General features: G+C 66.6%; 16 protein-coding genes. 13 read left to right on the forward strand and 3 right to left on the reverse strand.

What is annotated here, in order from left to right; all coding sequences use genetic code 11:
- Positions 1-97: 97 nt before the first annotated feature.
- The 5 genes from AB4Z00_RS03775 to AB4Z00_RS03795 all read left to right on the forward strand — a co-directional run bounded on the left by AB4Z00_RS03775 (position 98) and on the right by AB4Z00_RS03795 (position 2585).
- Positions 98-667, forward strand: coding sequence for an FMN-dependent NADH-azoreductase (locus tag AB4Z00_RS03775; protein WP_134094643.1), 570 nt, complete (start codon positions 98-100; stop codon positions 665-667).
- 174 nt (positions 668-841) lie between these two features.
- Positions 842-1054 carry a zinc-finger domain-containing protein gene (locus tag AB4Z00_RS03780; protein WP_132264813.1) on the forward strand — a complete coding sequence of 71 codons (213 nt, stop codon included), beginning with the start codon at positions 842-844 and terminating at the stop codon, positions 1052-1054.
- Between the two features lie 167 nt (positions 1055-1221).
- Positions 1222-1620: a DUF4870 family protein gene (locus AB4Z00_RS03785; protein ID WP_442044986.1), complete on the forward strand. Its 399-nt coding sequence runs from the start codon at positions 1222-1224 to the stop codon at positions 1618-1620.
- A gap of 85 nt (positions 1621-1705) precedes the next feature.
- Positions 1706-2053, forward strand: coding sequence for a hypothetical protein (locus AB4Z00_RS03790; protein WP_132264811.1), 348 nt, complete (start codon positions 1706-1708; stop codon positions 2051-2053).
- A gap of 16 nt (positions 2054-2069) precedes the next feature.
- Positions 2070-2585 carry a thermonuclease family protein gene (locus AB4Z00_RS03795; protein WP_243654155.1) on the forward strand — a complete coding sequence of 172 codons (516 nt, stop codon included), beginning with the start codon at positions 2070-2072 and terminating at the stop codon, positions 2583-2585.
- Positions 2586-2672: 87 nt separating this feature from the next.
- Here the strand turns inward: AB4Z00_RS03795 and AB4Z00_RS03800 are convergent, their stop codons facing one another.
- A complete protein-coding gene (locus AB4Z00_RS03800; protein WP_132264807.1) occupies positions 2673-3725 on the reverse strand; it encodes a ribonucleotide-diphosphate reductase subunit beta in 1053 nt (350 codons plus the stop codon).
- A 330-nt stretch (positions 3726-4055) separates the two neighbouring features.
- On the opposite strand from AB4Z00_RS03800, the gene AB4Z00_RS03805 reads away from it, so the two are divergent.
- The 5 genes from AB4Z00_RS03805 (at position 4056) to AB4Z00_RS03825 (ending at position 10686) form a co-directional block, all read left to right on the forward strand.
- Entirely contained in the window at positions 4056-4316 is a 261-nt protein-coding gene (locus tag AB4Z00_RS03805; protein WP_442044987.1) for a DUF2171 domain-containing protein, read from the forward strand.
- A gap of 141 nt (positions 4317-4457) precedes the next feature.
- Positions 4458-4685, forward strand: a complete 228-nt coding sequence (locus AB4Z00_RS03810; protein ID WP_132264803.1) for a DUF2171 domain-containing protein — start codon at positions 4458-4460, stop codon at positions 4683-4685.
- Positions 4686-4921: 236 nt separating this feature from the next.
- On the forward strand, positions 4922-7372 hold the full coding sequence (locus AB4Z00_RS03815; RefSeq protein ID WP_442044988.1) for an outer membrane protein assembly factor BamB family protein: 2451 nt from the start codon (positions 4922-4924) through the stop codon (positions 7370-7372).
- Positions 7373-7715: 343 nt separating this feature from the next.
- On the forward strand, positions 7716-8219 hold the full coding sequence (locus tag AB4Z00_RS03820) for an META domain-containing protein (RefSeq protein WP_442044989.1): 504 nt from the start codon (positions 7716-7718) through the stop codon (positions 8217-8219).
- Between the two features lie 10 nt (positions 8220-8229).
- Entirely contained in the window at positions 8230-10686 is a 2457-nt protein-coding gene (locus tag AB4Z00_RS03825) for a mechanosensitive ion channel family protein (protein WP_442044990.1), read from the forward strand.
- A 42-nt stretch (positions 10687-10728) separates the two neighbouring features.
- On the opposite strand, the gene AB4Z00_RS03830 is transcribed toward AB4Z00_RS03825, so the two are convergent.
- A complete protein-coding gene (locus AB4Z00_RS03830; protein WP_442044991.1) occupies positions 10729-12075 on the reverse strand; it encodes a TldD/PmbA family protein in 1347 nt (448 codons plus the stop codon).
- Positions 12076-12179: 104 nt separating this feature from the next.
- Positions 12180-12680: a hypothetical protein gene (locus AB4Z00_RS03835; protein WP_442044992.1), complete on the reverse strand. Its 501-nt coding sequence runs from the start codon at positions 12678-12680 to the stop codon at positions 12180-12182.
- 209 nt (positions 12681-12889) lie between these two features.
- Here AB4Z00_RS03835 and lptB point away from each other — a divergent pair, with 209 nt between their 5' ends.
- The 3 genes from lptB to AB4Z00_RS03850 all read left to right on the forward strand — a co-directional run bounded on the left by lptB (position 12890) and on the right by AB4Z00_RS03850 (position 16116).
- Positions 12890-13702, forward strand: a complete 813-nt coding sequence (lptB, locus tag AB4Z00_RS03840; protein ID WP_243654152.1) for an LPS export ABC transporter ATP-binding protein — start codon at positions 12890-12892, stop codon at positions 13700-13702.
- Between the two features lie 56 nt (positions 13703-13758).
- A complete protein-coding gene (gene rpoN, locus AB4Z00_RS03845) occupies positions 13759-15240 on the forward strand; it encodes an RNA polymerase factor sigma-54 (protein WP_442044993.1) in 1482 nt (493 codons plus the stop codon).
- Between the two features lie 177 nt (positions 15241-15417).
- Positions 15418-16116: an energy transducer TonB gene (locus tag AB4Z00_RS03850; RefSeq protein WP_442044994.1), complete on the forward strand. Its 699-nt coding sequence runs from the start codon at positions 15418-15420 to the stop codon at positions 16114-16116.
- The last annotated feature ends 125 nt before the right edge of the window (positions 16117-16241 follow it).

A 16241-nucleotide genomic window follows, 5' to 3' on the forward strand; every position in this document is an offset into this window, starting at 1 on the left:
GCTCTTGGCGTTCTTCGCAGTGCAACATAGCTAGAGCCAGTCATTATTCCAGACCAACGCCATTTTCCAGACTGCCCTTCCAGAAAGGCCAAACGTCATGAAGCTTCTCCACCTCGATTCCAGCATCCTCGGCGAAAATTCCGTCAGCCGCGCCGTTTCGGCCGCGATCACCGCCTCGCTGACCAAGGCCGATCCCTCGCTGGAGGTTTCCTACCGCGATCTCGCCGCCGAGGCCCTGCCGCACCTCACTCTCGACGTGCTCGGCAATCCTGAAGGCACGCCCGAACTGGCCGAATTCCTGGCTGCCGACGTGGTCGTGATCGGTGCGGGCATGTACAACTTCACCATTCCCAGCCAGCTCAAGGCCTGGTTCGACCGCGTGCTCGTGGCCGGCAAGACCTTCCAGTACACTGCCGAAGGTCCGCAGGGCCTGGCCGGCGGCAAGAAGGTCTACATCGCCCTTTCGCGCGGCGGTTACTACGGCGAAGGCCAGCCCGGCGCCGCAGTCGAGCATGCCGAGAGCTATCTGCGCGCGGTCCTGGGCTTCATCGGCATCACCGATCCCATCTTCGTGCTCGCCGAAGGCATCGCCATCGGCCCCGACGTTCGTGAAAAGGCGCTTGCCGACGCCCTTGCCGAAGCAGGCACCCTGGCTGTCCCGGCCTGACATCCAAGGCATCTTCCGGCCGCGCGGCCGGGCACAAACGGGCGCCCGCCCGTTTTTGAGCGGCACCGGCCCGGGTTTGACCCGGGCCGGTGCCGCAAGCCATTCGGAAGTGATGAGCGCACCAAGCAAAGACTCGCTGGAAATTCCCGTGAAGGCTTGGTAATCGGCCGATCCATGAGCACGCAGCCCGAAACCGTCTACACCGATTCCCACCGCGTTTCCTGCGACGGGGCCACCGACATCCGCGCCGCCGGCAACTATGTGCCCGCCGCCCTCGGCCACCCGCGCGTGTGGCTGGAGATCGACGAGAAGGGCTATGTCGACTGCGGCTATTGCGACCGCCATTTCGTCCTGAAGAACGGCCCCGCCGACCAGCGCGCAGCCTGATCCGCATTCCGGGCGCGACCGGGCCCATGGCGGCCCGGCGCCCGATCCTGCCTTCCCCTTCCAGCTGCCTGCGTCCTCCCAGCCGGGGAACGCGGGAAAATCCAAGTCTTGCACGCTTGTCATAAACCGGGCAGCATCCCGGTCCGGGAACAGCATGGAGGAAAGCCATGGACGACCTGGACCGCATGAAGGCGAATTCCGGCCCGGATACCGAACGGGGTCCCGGCACGACTCCCGGCTTCGAATTCAATCACCCGACGATCATCAGCCTGCTCTACCTGGCGTCCTGCATCACCGGCGTCACGGCGATCGTGGGCGTCGTCCTTGCCTACGTCTGGCGCGGAGAAGCCGGGGGTGGTTGGGAACGATCGCATTACCAGTACCAGATCAACACGTTCTGGATCGGCCTCGTCGGCTCGGTCCTGGGCGTGCTGCTCCTGGTCGTGGTGATCGGCGCCCTGGTGCTCATGGCCGTGGCCGTGCTGGTGATCGTGCGCAGCGTGATGAGCCTGCTCAATGCACAGAAGCACGAGCCCATGCCCGATCCATCGACTTTGTGGATCTGAACGCCGCCGGCGTCGGTAACCGAATGATAAGAATGATACGCCATATATCGTTTAGAGGGATGCCGGGGGGCGACTGCCTGTGAACATGCTCAGAATACGTGCGCATCAGCGCTATGCCCTTCGCCGCGAAGCGAGCATCCTGCGTGGGTCACGCCGGATCGGCACCGGGCTTCTTGTGGAAGTGTCGCAGGAAGGCTGCCGGATCGGCTGCGTCATGCCTGCCGACCTGCTGCCCGACCCCATCGAGAACGGCGAAGTGCTGCTCATCGCCCCGGATGGCGCGGAGCCGTTCGAGGCGCGGGTGCGCTGGAGCGGCAACGGCACGCTGGGCTTCCGTCTTCTGCGCGCTTTCCACCATCATGAGCTGGACAGGCTGATTCGCACTTGCCGGGGCGAATTCGACGCCCCAGATGCGCGCGAATACGGAACCTGAGGACGCTTCTTCCCCCATGCCAAGACCTTACCGCCGGCCCTCGCACCGGCGCTGGCACCCGGCTTCGATCTGGCTGCTGCTGCCGCTCGTTCTGGTGGCCGGGCTCTATCTCTGGCACGACCAGCGCAGCGGCGCGCCCACGCTGGGCGGCGGCCTGTTTCCCGCCGCGCCCGATACCGAGACCGCGCGCTTCGCCCATTGCTCGGGTCCGGTGCGCAAGACCTGCGTCGTCGATGGCGACACCTTCTGGTACCAGGGCACCAAGATCCGCATCGCCGACATCAACACCCCCGAGACGAGCACGCCCGAGTGCCGGGACGAGGCGCAACTCGGCGCGGAGGCGACGCGCCGCCTGATCGCCCTGCTGAACGCCGGTCCCTTCACGCTCCAGCCCGGCGGCGATGGCCGCGACAAGGACCGCTACGGCCGCGCCCTGCGCATCGTTACCCGCAAAGGCCGCAGCCTGGGCGCGACGCTGGTGGAGGAAGGTCTGGCGGAGCAGTGGCAGGGGCATCGCCGCAGCTGGTGCTGATCGGCACACCGCCAGGAAACGGATCGGCATGGAAAAGGGCCCGGAAGCGCTGCTCCCGGGCCCTTTCCTGTTTCTTTGTGAACCGGCTTATTCGGCCGCTTCGGTCGCACCGAACATGTCGGGTTCGGTACCGTCGGCCACGAGCACTTCGTCGTTGGCCTTCACCTTGCGGCGCGAATCGAAGTTCGACCACACGTCGTTCCAGTTGCCGCGCGTCGCGCCCTTCGAATATTCCGTCGAGCGGGTTTCGAAGAAGTTCGCGTGCTCCACGCCGTTCAGCAGCGGCTGGAGCCAAGGCAGCGGGTGATCCTCGATCAGGTAGATCGGGTTCAGGCCCAGCTGGCTGAGGCGCCAGTCGGCGATGTAGCGGATGTACTTCTTGATGTCCTTGGCGGTCATGCCGGGGACCGGACCCATCTCGAAGGCCAGGTCGATGAAGGCGTCTTCAAGGCGAACCGTGGTCTGGCACTGGTCGGCGATGTCGTCCTTCACGGCCTTGGTCAGGCAGTTACGCTCCTGCACGAAGGCGTGGAACAGGCGGGTGATGCCTTCGCAGTGCAGCGATTCGTCGCGCACGGACCACGAGACGATCTGGCCCATGCCCTTCATCTTGTTGAAGCGCGGGAAGTTCATCAGCATCGCGAAGCTGGCGAAGAGCTGCACGCCCTCGGTGAAGCCGCCGAACATGGCCAGCGTGCGCGCGATGTCCTCGTCGTTGTCGACGCCGAACTTCTGCAGGTAGTCGTGCTTGGCCTTCAGCTCCTCGTATTCGAGGAACATGCCGTATTCGCTCTCGGGCATGCCGATGGTGTCGAGCAGGTGCGAGTAGGCCGCGATGTGCACCGTCTCCATGTTGGAGAAGGCGGTGAGCATCATCTTGATCTCGGTCGGCTTGAAGACGCGCGCGTACTTCTCGTGGTAGCAGTCCTGCACTTCCACGTCGGCCTGGGTGAAGAAGCGGAAGATCTGGGTGAGCAGGTTGCGCTCATGCTCCGAGATGTTCTGCGCCCAGTCGCGGCAATCCTCGCCCAGCGGCACTTCCTCGGGCAGCCAGTGGATCTGCTGCTGCGTCTTCCAGAAGTCGTAAGCCCAGGGGTATTCGAAGGGCTTGTAGGTCTTGCGGGCTTCGAGAAGGGACATGGGCGGACAACTCCGGGGGTTCGATTCGCATGGGGCGCCGGGCGATTCGAAAGGCCGATACGCGGCCTTTCGCGCCTTTCCCGGCGCATGATCTTGGAGGCCCGGAGCAAGCTCCGGGGCCGATGCCCGCCACGATACCCAAATTTGATCGTTTTTGGAGCGGGTTGGCAAAAGTTTGCACAGCAAAAAGGCACATCTTGCGCCTTGACCAATATGGGGACGCAAGGGCTTGTGGGCCAGCGGTAAGTGGCGAATCGTGGAACCGGGCCGGTTTGCAGCGCTTTCTCCCTTATCGACAAGCCTGTCCCGCCCTTCACGGAGGAATAAGCCATGCCCCCTTCACCATCGAACTTCGATCCCGTCCAGACCTCCTGGCCCACCGAATCGGGCGTGATCAAAAAGGGTATGACGGTAATCGCGGCGGACGGCAGCGCGATCGGCACGGTGGATCATGTCGACGGGCAGGAAGTGGTATTGGAAGGCGAAGGCTCGTCCTTCATCGCGGTGTCGGAGATCGACGGCGTCGACGGCGACAGGATCCTCCTCTCCCCGCGCGGCGATGCCACCTTCGGGCTAGGGGCCGAGCCCTGAGCGCGCCGGGCGCGGAAACCCTGAACCGCCCTGCCGCAGCCTCGCACGAGCCGTTTTGCCTGCGGGAACAAATGCCGGAACGAAGCGCCGAAGCGGGCCGTTAGAGAGACAGATACTCTCACCCGCACAGGAGAACCCCTCATGTTCGAGAAGCTTCGCATCCGTGAACACATGGAAGTCACCGATTATACCGGCAAGCATGTCGGGACCATTGACGAGGTCAAGGACGACCAGCTCAAGCTCACCCGGTCCGACAGTTCCGATGGCGCCCATCATTTCATCGCCTTCGACAACGTGGACCGCATCGAGGACAACCGCGTCTATCTGAAGGAAGGCACGCCGATCCCCATGGGCGCCGGCACCAACTGACGCCTTCGTCCCGCGATGACGGATAAGGGAAGCGCGCTCGCTTCCCGACGGAACCCCGGCCTCCCGCCCCCGGACGGCCGGGGTTCCTGCGTCTGCCGCCGCTCTTCGCTCGGGCGATGGGCGCGCAAGTTATGATACACGAAGGCTAGCAACTCTTCCCAAGCCCGCGCGCGGCTGATAGCCCGTGCAACAAGAACAGAAGACGGGCCAGAATAACAGGTAACGGGGGAAGAGCCGTGATTGCACGCCCAAGCACTGCCGCGCTGCGGCTCCTGATCGCGGCCCTGCTGCCGCTCGCCCTGACCAGTTGCGACAAGCCGGCCCAGCCGATCGAACAGGCCATGGTCACCGACCCGGACGAATGGCCGAGCTGGGGCCGCACCGGCAGCGAAGCCCATTATTCCCCGCTCGATGCGATCGACACCGACACGGTAGGCCGGCTCAAGCTCGCCTGGCACTTCGACCTCGAACCCGGCTATACCGCCAGCACGCCGCTGATGGCGGAGGGCAAGGTTTTCCTCACGTCCGGCCACTCCCACATCCGCGCGCTGGATGCCGTGACCGGCAAGCAGCTCTGGGAATACGACGGCGGCACGCGCGAGCGCGCGACTTCGGCGCTCCAGATGTCCTGGGGCAACAAGGGCATCGCCTATGACGCCGGCGGAAACGGGACGGGCCACGTCTTCCTTGTCACCACTGACGGCTACGTGATCTCCCTTGATGCAAGAACCGGCAAGGAAGTCTGGAAGACTTACGACTTCCCGGACAATTCCCCGCGCAATTCCAACGGCGCCCCGCGCGTGTTCGGCGGCAAGGTGATCGTCGGCTTCGGCGGTGCGGACATCAGCCCGGCGCGCGGCTTCGTCTCCGCCTACGATGCGCGAACCGGCAAGCTCGCCTGGCGGTTCTACACCACACCGGGAGACCCGGTGACGCCCGGGAACGAAAAAGCCGAAGCGGTCATGCGCAAGACCTGGCCCGGCGGCTGGACAAACCCCGACGGCACGCGCCGCGGCGGCGGTGGCACGGCCTGGAACGCCTTCAGCTACGATGCCGAACTCGGCCTCGTCTACCTCGGCATCGGCAACGGCTTTCCCTATAATCAGGCGAAGCGCAGCCCCGGCGGCGGGGACAACCTGTTCCTCGCCTCGATCGTGGCGGTGGACGTGAAGACCGGCGCTTACAAGTGGCACTACCAGGTCTGCCCTGCAGAGCAGTGGGACTGCACCGCCACCACCGACATGACGCTGGCCACGCTGAAGATCGACGGCAAGGACCGCAAGGTGCTGATGCAGGCGCCGAAGAACGGGTTCTTCTACGTGATCGACCGCGCAACCGGCCAGTTCATCTCGGCGCAGAAGATCGCCAAGGTCACCTGGGCCGACCATATCGACGGCAAGACCGGACGCCCGGTGGAAAATCCCGGAATCCGCTATGCCGGCAAGCCCGGCCTGTTCGAACTCTGGCCCGGACCGACCGGGGCGCACTCCTGGATGCCGCAGGCCTACAGTCCGCTCACCGGGCTGGTCTATCTCCCGGTCATCGAACAGGGCGCGCTCATCGGCGACGGCCAGAAGGGCGGCGGCGAGATCACGGCAGGCATGGGCGTGACGCTGATCCCCGAAGTGGAACTGCCGGGCAGCCACAAGAGCTTCCTGCGCGCCTGGAACCCCGTCACGCAGTCGCTCGCCTGGGAAGTGGAGCTGCCGGGCAACTGGCCGGGCGGCGTCATGGCCAGTGCCGGCGGCCTGGTGTTCCAGGGCCAGATCGACGGCAGGTTCGTGGCGCGGGACGCCAGAACCGGCAAGCAGCTCTGGTCGTTCAAGACCGAAAGCCCGATCGTGGGCGCACCGATCACCTATCGCATGAACGGGCGGCAGTACGTCACCGTCATCACCGGCAGCGGGGGCAACGGCGCGGGGATCAATTCGCCCGGCAACGCCGCCTTCCGTACCGACTATCGCCTGCCGCGCCGGGTCCTCACTTTCGCGCTGGACGGCCAGGACACGATCCCGCCCTTCGTCATGCCGGACCTCGTCCCGCCCACCGATCCGGACTTCAAGCCGGACCTTGCCCGCGCCCAGGCCGGCGCCATGCTGTTCGGCACGCGCGCCTGCCTGGTCTGCCACGGCTGGAACGCCGTGGGCGGCGGTGCCGCGCCGGACCTGCGCTATTCCCCGATCATCACCGATGCGGCCACGTTCCGGCAGGTGGTGAAGGAAGGTGCCCTCAAGATGAACGGCATGCCGCCGTTCCCCGCCTTCACCGACGAGGAACTGGAAACCATGCGCTTCTACTTGCGCGCCAGGGCCCAGGCCGCTCCGGCCGAGCAAAAGGCGCTGCTGGACAAGGCCAGGACCGCGCAAGCCAGCCATGCAAAGCCGCAGGACTTCGCGGGCACCTGGAACATCGTGATCCAGACCCCGGTCGGCGCGCAGAAGGCGGTCATGGTCCTGAAGGTGGCGGGCAATATGGTGACGGGCAAAGTCAGCGCCGACCAGGGCACGGTGGAAGTCGCGGGGGGCGTGAAGGACGGCCGCGCGAAATTCCAGGGCAAGGCCTCGATGCCCATGCCGATCACCGTGAGCTACGACGTCACGGTGCGCGACGGCAAGCTCAGCGGCGAAAACGCCAACGGCCCCTTCGGCAGCTTCCCCCTCACCGGCACGCGGCCCCAGGCGCGGTAGCCGGGGCCATCGAAGGGCGGAGGGCCTGGCTCTTGCGGGCGGGACGACAGACCCCGGAGCGGCGCGCGCTGCTCTCCTAAGCCTTCTTCCGGGGCCCGCGCGCCTGGTACAAACCGGAATCGGCACGGAAGTTTCCGATCAACAGCCGCCCCCGAACCGCAAGACGTTCCGGGCGGGCTGGAACACGCGATCGACAAGCGCTTCTCGTTTTATGGCTTTGCAGGCTATACCCATATCGATTCCAACGTGCCGACCCGCGACTACCGGGGCTTCGTCGGCCGTCTGGGCATTCGCTGGAACATCGGCCTTACCAACTGACCGCAACAGCACCGGGAGCCAGGCAATGAACAGGTTTACCGCCGTTACCGCCCCAACCGCCGCCCTGGCCCTTGCCCTGGCGACCGGGCTGGCCACGCTCGCCGGCTGCGCGGCGGACGGCGCCCCGCCGCCGTCTACAGGCCCGGCACCCACGCCTTCCGCCAGCCCCGCCGTTCTGGCAGGCACCTCCTGGAAGCTCGTGCAGTTCCAGTCCTCGGATGACGCCCAGGGCACCAGTACGCCGGGCGAGGGGCGAAGCTATACCCTGGAGTTCGCCGCCGACGGCGCGCTGGGGATGCAGCTGGACTGCAATCGCGGGCGCGCCACTTACACGGCGGCGCCCAGCGGCGAAGGCGGCACCCTGTCGATCGGTCCAGTCGCCTCCACGCGCGCGCTCTGCCCGCAGCCGGACATCGGCCAGACCCTTGCCGCCCGCTTGCCCGACGTGGCCAGCTATACTTTGCGCGGCGGCCACTTGTTCCTTGCCCTCAAGATGGATGGCGGCATCTTCGAACTCGCGCCGCTCTGAGCCGCCCGGCGTGACATCCCGCACTTTCGGTACCGACCGCAGACAGGGCCGAGCCTGGTTGGCGCGCATCTGCATGGCGCTGGCCGCAGCCTGCTGTCTCGTCGGTGCCGCGCCGCCGCAGCACCCTTCCGTCCCGGAAGTGCTGGCCTCGGCCGTCCCCGCCGTGCGCCAGAAGGACGCGCCCCCTCCGCCGCCCAAAGCCGACGACGCCTCCGACCCCGCCCTCACGGCCGGCTTCGAGAACGATGCCGCCAGCGCCAAGGCCATCCTGCGCAAGCCCCCCAGCCGCTTCGACTACGACGAAGTGCACAAGCTCAACCTGCTGCGCGACCGTCTGGCCGCCGACCGAGACCTGGCGCGCGAACTGGCCGATCGCAGCAACCTGGACGCGCGGATCATCCAGGCCCAGATCAACGCCCTCGGCCCGCTGCCCGAAACCGGCAAGACCGAGGCCTCGGCCATTACCCAGCAGCGCAAGGCACTGGACGCAAAGCTCTCCGTAGCGCTCGCTCCGGTGCTGCGCGCCCGAGAGGCGCAGGCGCGCGCGGCAACGTTGGTGACCGATCTCGACAACCGGATCTCTACCATCGAACGCCTGCGCAAGGGGGAGCGGGCCCGCTCGGTGCTGGACCCGCGGCTGTGGGTGGATTTTGCCTGGGACGTGTCGCGCGGCATGAGCCTGGTGGCTCACAATGTGGCCGCGGCCTACGCCAGGGAAGGCTTCGGCGGCCTGGTCGGCCGCCTGCTGGGCGCCGCGGCGCTGGTGCTGCTTGGGCCGTTCGCCTCCACCTGGGCCTTGCGCGCGGGCAGCCGCGCGCTGGAAAAGCGCATTCCCACCAGCCAGCAGCTTTCAAGCCGCCTGCCTCTCGTCGTGCTGGAGGACGTGACCGGCGCGATCGTGCTGTTCTTCGGCATCGGCTGCACCATCGGTGCATTCGTCCTCGTCCTGAAGCCGTTCATGGCCATGCCCGCGCTGGTCACGCTGAGCGTGCTGCTGGTGCTGGCGGCGCTGATGGTCGCCATCGCCCACTGGCTGGGCCGCAGCACGCTGCGATCCCCCTTCACGGAACTGCGACTGGTGCAATTGCGGCCGGAACTGGTGGACAAGGGCGTCTCGACCGTCCGCTGGATCGGCATCGTCATGGCGCTGGAGGCCGTGGTGGAGGGGCTGGAACAGGGCGGCTTCGCCTCCGGCACCGTGATCGACCTGATCTCCGCCCTGCTGCTGATTGGTGGTGGCGGGTTGATCTGGACCCTGGCCAACCTGCTGCGCGACGGCCGTCAGGAAGAGGCGCACGAAAAGCACACCGTAGGCGATGCCCTCGATTTCGCCGCCCCGTTCAGCCGTGTCCTGAAGCTCCTGGTGATCGGCAGCGTGAGCGCCGCCGCGATCGGTTACATCGTGCTCGCGCGCGAGATCTTTTCCGACGTCGTTGCCTCCATCGCCATCATCGCCATCGCCATCTTCCTCCACCGCCTGATCTCCGCCGTGCTGGACATGCTCGCCCAGGGCCGGCTCAAGCGTTATCACCGCACCCTGCACATCATCCCGATGGTGACGGGACTGCTGCTCACGCTCGGCACGCTGCCGCTGCTGGCCGTGACCTGGGGCTACAACAGCCGCGAGATCGGCGACGGCATCGTGGCGCTGCGCAGCGGCGTGACCATCGGCCGCGTCAACCTCTCTGCCGGAGACGTGCTGACCTTCTTCTTCGTTTTCCTGGGCGGTTACGCGATCACCCGCTGGCTCAAGCGCGTGCTGGACCTGACGGTACTGCCGCAGTTCGGGCTGGACCGCGGCTCGCAGGCCTCGATCGTGACGATGATCGGCTATGTCGGCGTCGTCCTCGCCACCGTGCTCGCCATCGCCAGTACCGGGCTGGACCTGTCGAGCCTGACGTTCGTGGCCGGGGCGCTTTCGGTCGGGCTGGGCTTTGGCCTCCAGTCCACCGTCGAGAACTTCACGAGCGGGATCATCCTGCTGGTCGAACGGCCGATCCGCGAGGGCGACTGGATCGAGGTCGGGAATTTCTCGGGCATCGTGCGCAAGGTCTCGGTGCGGTCCACCCATCTGGAGAGCTTCGACCGCCACCAGATCATCATACCCAATTCCCAGCTCATCACCGGCAGCGTCAAGAACCTGAGCCTGGGCGCGGCTCTGGCCCGCGTGGTGGTGCCGGTGAACGTGGCCTACGGCTCGGACCTGGAGAACGTGCGCATCGTCCTGCTCGACATCGCCGCCACCCATGCGGGCGTGCTGCAATCGCCCGCGCCCACGGTGACGCTGGACGGCTTCGCGGAAAGCGCCGTCAACTTGCGCCTGCTCGTCTTCGTGCCCGATGCGACGGATGGTTCCGCGATCGCCTCGCAGCTCCGCTTCACGATTGCCCAGCGGTTCGGCAAGGAAGGCATCCAGATGCCCTTCCCCCAGCGCGAAATCCACATCCGCAAGGATCGGGACGCCTAGCCAGGCCAGTTGCGCGCGACGGGAAAACGCCCTGCGGCCCGCTCAATCTCCAGCGATGGTCATCCCGTCGACGCGCAAGGTCGGCACGTTGATGGCGCGGTGCCATTCCAGGTCGTTGGCGGCGCTGAGGCCCGCGAACATCGCCAGCAGGTTGCCCGCCACCGTGAACTCCGCGATCGGTCCTGCGATCTGACCGCTAATGATGCGGAAGCCCGAAGCGCCCCGGCTGTAATCGCCGGTCACGCCGTTGACGCCGTGGCCGATCAGTTCGGTGATGTAGACGCCGTCCTCGATGTCCGCCATCAGCGCTTCGGGCGTCGCCGTGCCGGGCTGGAGATGCAGGTTGCCCACCGAGACGCCCGGCGCCCCGCCACCGCCGCGCGCGGCATGGCCGGTCGGCGCAAGGCCGAGCTGGCGGGCCGAGGCGCTGTCCAGCAGCCAGCCGGTGAGGCGGCCGTCTTCCACCAGGTTGCGCGTCCGCGTGGCCAGTCCCTCGCCGTCGAACGGGCGCGAACGCAGGCCGCGCCGCGTGTGAGGTTCCTCCACCAGGACGATGCCCGGCGCGAAGATCTGCTCTTCCAGGCGGTCGAGCAGGAAGCTGGAGCGGCGCGCGATGGCGCTGCCGGAAATGGCGCCCGTGAGATGACCGATCAGCGAGCCGCCGACCCGGGGGTCGAAGACGACCGGCATCGGCCCGCTGGCCATGCGCCCCGGATTGAGGCGGGCCACCGCGCGTTCGCCGGCCAGCGCGCCGATCTCGGCGGGCGGCGGCAGATCCTCGCGGTGATGTGCCGAGCGCCAGGCATAGTCGCGCTGCTTGGCCGAACCTTCTCCCGCCACGATCGACACGCTGACCGAGTGGCTGGTGGAGCCATAGGCGCCGGCAAAGCCATGGCTGGTGGCGAGCGCGAAGACACCGCTGCCGGCGCTGGCTGTGGCGCCATCGGAGTTGGAAACGCCGGCAATCGCGCGGGCGGCTTCCTCCGCCTCCAGCGCGGCGGCGCGCAGCGCCTGCGGGCTGGGCTCGGCCGGGTCCAGCAGGTCGAGTTCGGGCCAGGGCGCGCGGGTCAGCAGGTCTTCAGGCGCCAGCCCCGCGAAAGCGTCTTCGGGCGCTGCCTTGGCCATGGACAAGGCTCGGGCGGCGAGTTCGTCGAGCGCCTGGGGGGAAAGATCGGAGGATCCGATGCTGGCCGAACGCCTGCCGACGAAGACGCGCAGGGAAATATGCTCGCTTTCGGACCTTTCGACATCTTCCAGATTGCCCAGGCGCACCTGGATCCCCTCGGACGAACTGGCGCCGAACACGGCGTCGGCGGCATCGGCGCCGGCCTTGCGTGCACGGTCGGCGAGGTCCTGGGCGCGGTCGAGCGCTTCCTGGGGGCTGAGCATCTCTTCGGGTCTCCATGCCCTGCGAGACCGGCGCGATACCGGCACAGGGGGAGCGCAGCCCTAAACTCCGCGGCGGCCGAGCGCAAATCTCGCGTGAGGATCGTTCACGCCGTCAGCATGGAAAGGCCCTTGAACAGCCCGGTAATCGCGAAAGGCAGCCCGATTGCCAGCACCCACAGGAGGATGCGGTCGCGGCGAAAATAGGGGCCCAGCGCGGGATCGTGGGCCTGCTCGTCGTCCAGCCGGTTCCAGCGCGCCTCGAACCGGCGGCAGGCCGGAATGATCGCGACAACCAGGATCACCAGCGCAAGATAGGGCAGCAGCGATTCGCCGTGGGCCTTGAGCGCGCCCACCGTCACGAAAATCTGCAATGCGGTGTAGACCAGCAGGGCATAGGCGATGTTGTCGCTCATCTTGCGGCGCCAGTCGGTTTTCGACCAGTCGTGCAGGGAACCGCCTTCGGGCGCCACGGGCTTGTCGGGAAGATGGCCGCCGCGCGATGCGGAAAGCGGATCGGGCAGGGAACCGCGCGCATCCAGGGTTCGGTTCCGGGGCAGGATCCCGGTGCGAGGCGCCGTATCTTGTTTGCCGATCCTGTCCATCATGGTTGTCCCGTCTTGTCTGCGACCTTTGATCTATCCTGGAACCCACTAGATCACTTGAGCGCGTGGATTTCAAGTTTACCCTACAACCCGCAACAATCTTGCCCGGTTCCGCAAATGCGCCGAACCATGCAGGAAACCTGCCATTTGCCTCCATATCCGGGAATTGCCCGCTTGCCGAGCAACGGGGGCATGCGTAAACCGCTCTGAACATGACCGGAACCACCGAACTCCCCCCGCACCCGGCTGACTCCGGGCCGGACCGCCAAGGTGCAGGCCACCACGTGCCAACCGTCGCCGAAGCCGGCGGACTCGAAGTGATCTCGATCGCCAAGAGCTACGACAAGCGCGCGGTGCTTACCGACATCTCGCTGTCCGTCGCCAAGGGAGAGGTTCTCGGCCTGCTCGGCCCCAACGGCGCCGGCAAGACGACCTGCTTCTATTCGATCATGGGCCTGGTGCGCCCCGATTCGGGCCGCATCCTGATGGACGGCGTCGACGTGACGCGCTTGCCGATGTACCGCCGCGCCGTGCTCGGCCTCGGTTACCTGCCGCAGGAAACCTCCATCTTCCGCGGCCTGACGGTGGAACAGAACATCGGCGCCGTGCTCGAACTCAACGAGCCCGACAAGAACGTCCGCGCCAGCGAGCTGGAACGCCTGCTCGACGAATTCGGCCTCACCCGCCTGCGCTCCAGCCCGGCCATGGCGCTTTCGGGCGGCGAGCGCCGCCGCTGCGAAATCGCGCGCGCGCTGGCGGCCAAGCCCTCGATCATGCTGCTGGACGAACCGTTCGCCGGCATCGACCCGCTGTCCATCTCCGACATCCGCGACCTCGTGCGCGATCTCAAGACGCGCGGCATCGGCGTGCTCATCACGGACCACAACGTGCGCGAGACGCTCGACATCGTCGACCGTGCCTGCATCATCTACGGTGGCCAGGTCCTGTTCGCCGGCAGCCCCGAAGCCCTGGTGGCGGACGAAAACGTGCGCCGGCTTTACCTCGGCGAAGGCTTCACGCTGTGACCCTCGCGGCAGGCTCATGCCTGTCGAAAGGCCCGCTCACGCAGGCCCGCTAGGCCATGGCCCTGGGACCGCGCCTGGACCTCAGGCAAAGCCAGTCGCTGGTCATGACCCCGCAGCTCCAGCAAGCGATCAAGCTGCTGGCGCTATCCAACCTCGAAGTGGAAACCTTCATCGGCGAAACGCTGGAGGCCAACCCCCTGCTCGACGTGGGCGGCGAACCGGCTGCATCGGCCTCCGAAACCGTCGACGTGCCCGAGGAAGCGCGCCGCACCACGCTTGAGGAATCGCCGGTGGACCGGCTCATCGGCGAAGGACGGGGAGAGGACGACCGCCCGCTCGATATCGACGCTTCCGCGCTCGACCGCGACCGCGACACCGGGGAATGGTCCGCCGACCTGCGCCTCGGCGGCGGCGAGGAACTGCCCGCCATCGAGGAACGCGGCCGGGGCGAAGCGACCTTGGTGGAGCACCTCGAAGCGCAAGTCGGCGCTGCCACCGGCGACCCTCTGCTGGCCGGGATCGCCCGCTACCTGATCGGGCAACTGGACGAAGCGGGCTACCTGCCGGTCGCGCTCGCGGAAATCGCGGAAGACCTCGCCGTCGATCCGGCCGAGGCGGAGGCGGCACTGGCCATCGTCCATTCGCTCGATCCCACCGGCGTCGGCGCGCGAACCCTGTCCGAATGCATCGCTCTCCAGGCGCGGGAGGCCGACCGCCTCGACCCGCTGATGGCGCGGCTGATCGACAATCTCGACTTGCTCGCGCGCGGCGAACTGGCCCGGCTCAAGCGCATCTGCGGCGTGGATGACGAGGATTTCGCCGACATGCTGTCCGAGTTGCGCGGCTACGACCCGAAGCCCGGCCTGCGCTTCGGCGGCGAGCCCAGCGCTGCCGTCACCCCGGATATCCTCGTCACGCCGCGCAGCGACGGCGGCTGGAATGTCGCCGTCAACCAGGCCAGCCTGCCGCGCCTGATCGTCAACCGCAGCTACTACGTGGAATTGAAAGGCACATGCGCCGACAAGGGCTCGCGCGCCTGGCTCTCGGAAAAGCTGGCGGATGCGAACTGGCTGATCAAGGCGCTGGACCAGCGGCAGAAGACCATCCTGAAAGTCGCCAGCGAACTGGTGAAGCAGCAGGAAGGCTTTTTCAGCGGCGGCATATCGCAGCTCAGGCCGCTGACTTTGCGCACCGTGGCCGAGGCGATCGGCATGCACGAATCGACCGTCAGCCGCGTCACCTCGAACAAATATCTCAGCTGTCCGCGCGGGACTTACGAACTGAAGTTCTTCTTCACCTCGGGCGTCGCCGCCACCGGCGGCGAAGGGGCTTCGGCCGAGGCGGTCAAGGCGGCCATCCGCCGCCTTGTCGACGCCGAAGATCCCAAAGCCATCCTGTCCGACGATGCCCTGGTGGACCTGCTGAAGGACAAAGGCTTCGAACTGGCCCGCCGCACCGTCGCCAAGTACCGCGAGGCCATCGGGCTGGGCAGTTCGGTGCAGCGCCGCCGCCAGAAGGCTATTGCTGCGGTGCGGTAAGAACTAAGCAAGCAGATGATAAACAAGACATGTTAAATGCTTGTTGTGCTTAGTATAATTCTATTTGAATTGTTTCGATTCGTGATAGCCTTCTTTCCATGAAGTGCACCGGACTTGCGACCAACCGCAAGCTCGTGACGTCGCAAGAACGCGGTGCACCCATGGAGAGGATTGCCGATGTCCTACGTCGATCGACATTCCACAAAAAGTCTGGCCAACGGAAGCCAGAAGGCACTCACCGGCGGCATCGTGGCCTTGATACAGGGTGGACTCGTTCTCGCCCTGGTCAACGGTTTCGCGGTCACCCTGCTCAGGAGTGATCCGCCGAAGAACCCCGAAGCGACCCAGATCAGGCTGGAACCTATCCCGGTTCCACCTCCGCCCGAGCCCCAGGCACAGCCCGATAGACCCGTGGACCAGCCGCTGCTGACCGCCCCGACGCCGCGAATCCAGCTTCCTGCCCAGGATCCGGTTCAGGTCTCCACCACGGTGCCCACGGCCACGCCCAGTTCCTTCGAACCCACGGAGAGAGTCGCGGTGGCGCTGCCCACGCCAACCGAGACCCCGGCCCGGTTCCAGCCGCGCGGGGCGCTTCCCAGCAATGCCGCATCGGGCTGGGTCACCACGCAGGACTACCCCACCGCGGATTTGCGCGCCGAACACCAGGGCAGCGTCCGTTTCAGGCTCGACATCGATGCGCGCGGGCGCGTCAGCCAATGCGCCATCGTCGCGTCGAGCGGCTTCACCGGCCTCGACGAGGCCACCTGCAAATACGTCAGCAGGCGTGCCCGGTTCGAACCGGCCACCAATGCCGAAGGCCAGGCGGCCTCCGGCAGTTACCTGGGGACGATCCGCTGGATCATCCCGCGGGACTGACCTCGAAACCCCCAGAGGTCACCCGCCCGGAGCGGCACCGCTTCCGCACTTTGTGTGCCGCTCCGGCTGATGCTCCCGCCCTCGGTGGGGGATGGGCCTGCTTCGCATGTCGCGGAGCAGGCCTA

The sequence above is a fragment of the Novosphingobium sp. YAF33 genome, from assembly GCF_052113265.1.
Taxonomy (GTDB): domain Bacteria; phylum Pseudomonadota; class Alphaproteobacteria; order Sphingomonadales; family Sphingomonadaceae; genus Novosphingobium.

Coding starts and splice junctions, on each gene's coding strand:
- AB4Z00_RS03830 (WP_442044991.1), bottom strand. CDS start 12,075: ATGCTCAGCCCCCAGGAAGCGCTCGACCGCGCCCAGGACCTCGCCGAC.
- rpoN (WP_442044993.1), top strand. CDS start 13,759: ATGGCCCTGGGACCGCGCCTGGACCTCAGGCAAAGCCAGTCGCTGGTC.
- AB4Z00_RS03850 (WP_442044994.1), top strand. CDS start 15,418: ATGTCCTACGTCGATCGACATTCCACAAAAAGTCTGGCCAACGGAAGC.
- AB4Z00_RS03780 (WP_132264813.1), top strand. CDS start 842: ATGAGCACGCAGCCCGAAACCGTCTACACCGATTCCCACCGCGTTTCC.
- AB4Z00_RS03810 (WP_132264803.1), top strand. CDS start 4,458: ATGTTCGAGAAGCTTCGCATCCGTGAACACATGGAAGTCACCGATTAT.
- lptB (WP_243654152.1), top strand. CDS start 12,890: ATGACCGGAACCACCGAACTCCCCCCGCACCCGGCTGACTCCGGGCCG.
- AB4Z00_RS03800 (WP_132264807.1), bottom strand. CDS start 3,725: ATGTCCCTTCTCGAAGCCCGCAAGACCTACAAGCCCTTCGAATACCCC.
- AB4Z00_RS03805 (WP_442044987.1), top strand. CDS start 4,056: ATGCCCCCTTCACCATCGAACTTCGATCCCGTCCAGACCTCCTGGCCC.
- AB4Z00_RS03795 (WP_243654155.1), top strand. CDS start 2,070: ATGCCAAGACCTTACCGCCGGCCCTCGCACCGGCGCTGGCACCCGGCT.
- AB4Z00_RS03775 (WP_134094643.1), top strand. CDS start 98: ATGAAGCTTCTCCACCTCGATTCCAGCATCCTCGGCGAAAATTCCGTC.
- AB4Z00_RS03835 (WP_442044992.1), bottom strand. CDS start 12,680: ATGATGGACAGGATCGGCAAACAAGATACGGCGCCTCGCACCGGGATC.
- AB4Z00_RS03790 (WP_132264811.1), top strand. CDS start 1,706: ATGCTCAGAATACGTGCGCATCAGCGCTATGCCCTTCGCCGCGAAGCG.
- AB4Z00_RS03820 (WP_442044989.1), top strand. CDS start 7,716: ATGAACAGGTTTACCGCCGTTACCGCCCCAACCGCCGCCCTGGCCCTT.
- AB4Z00_RS03785 (WP_442044986.1), top strand. CDS start 1,222: ATGGACGACCTGGACCGCATGAAGGCGAATTCCGGCCCGGATACCGAA.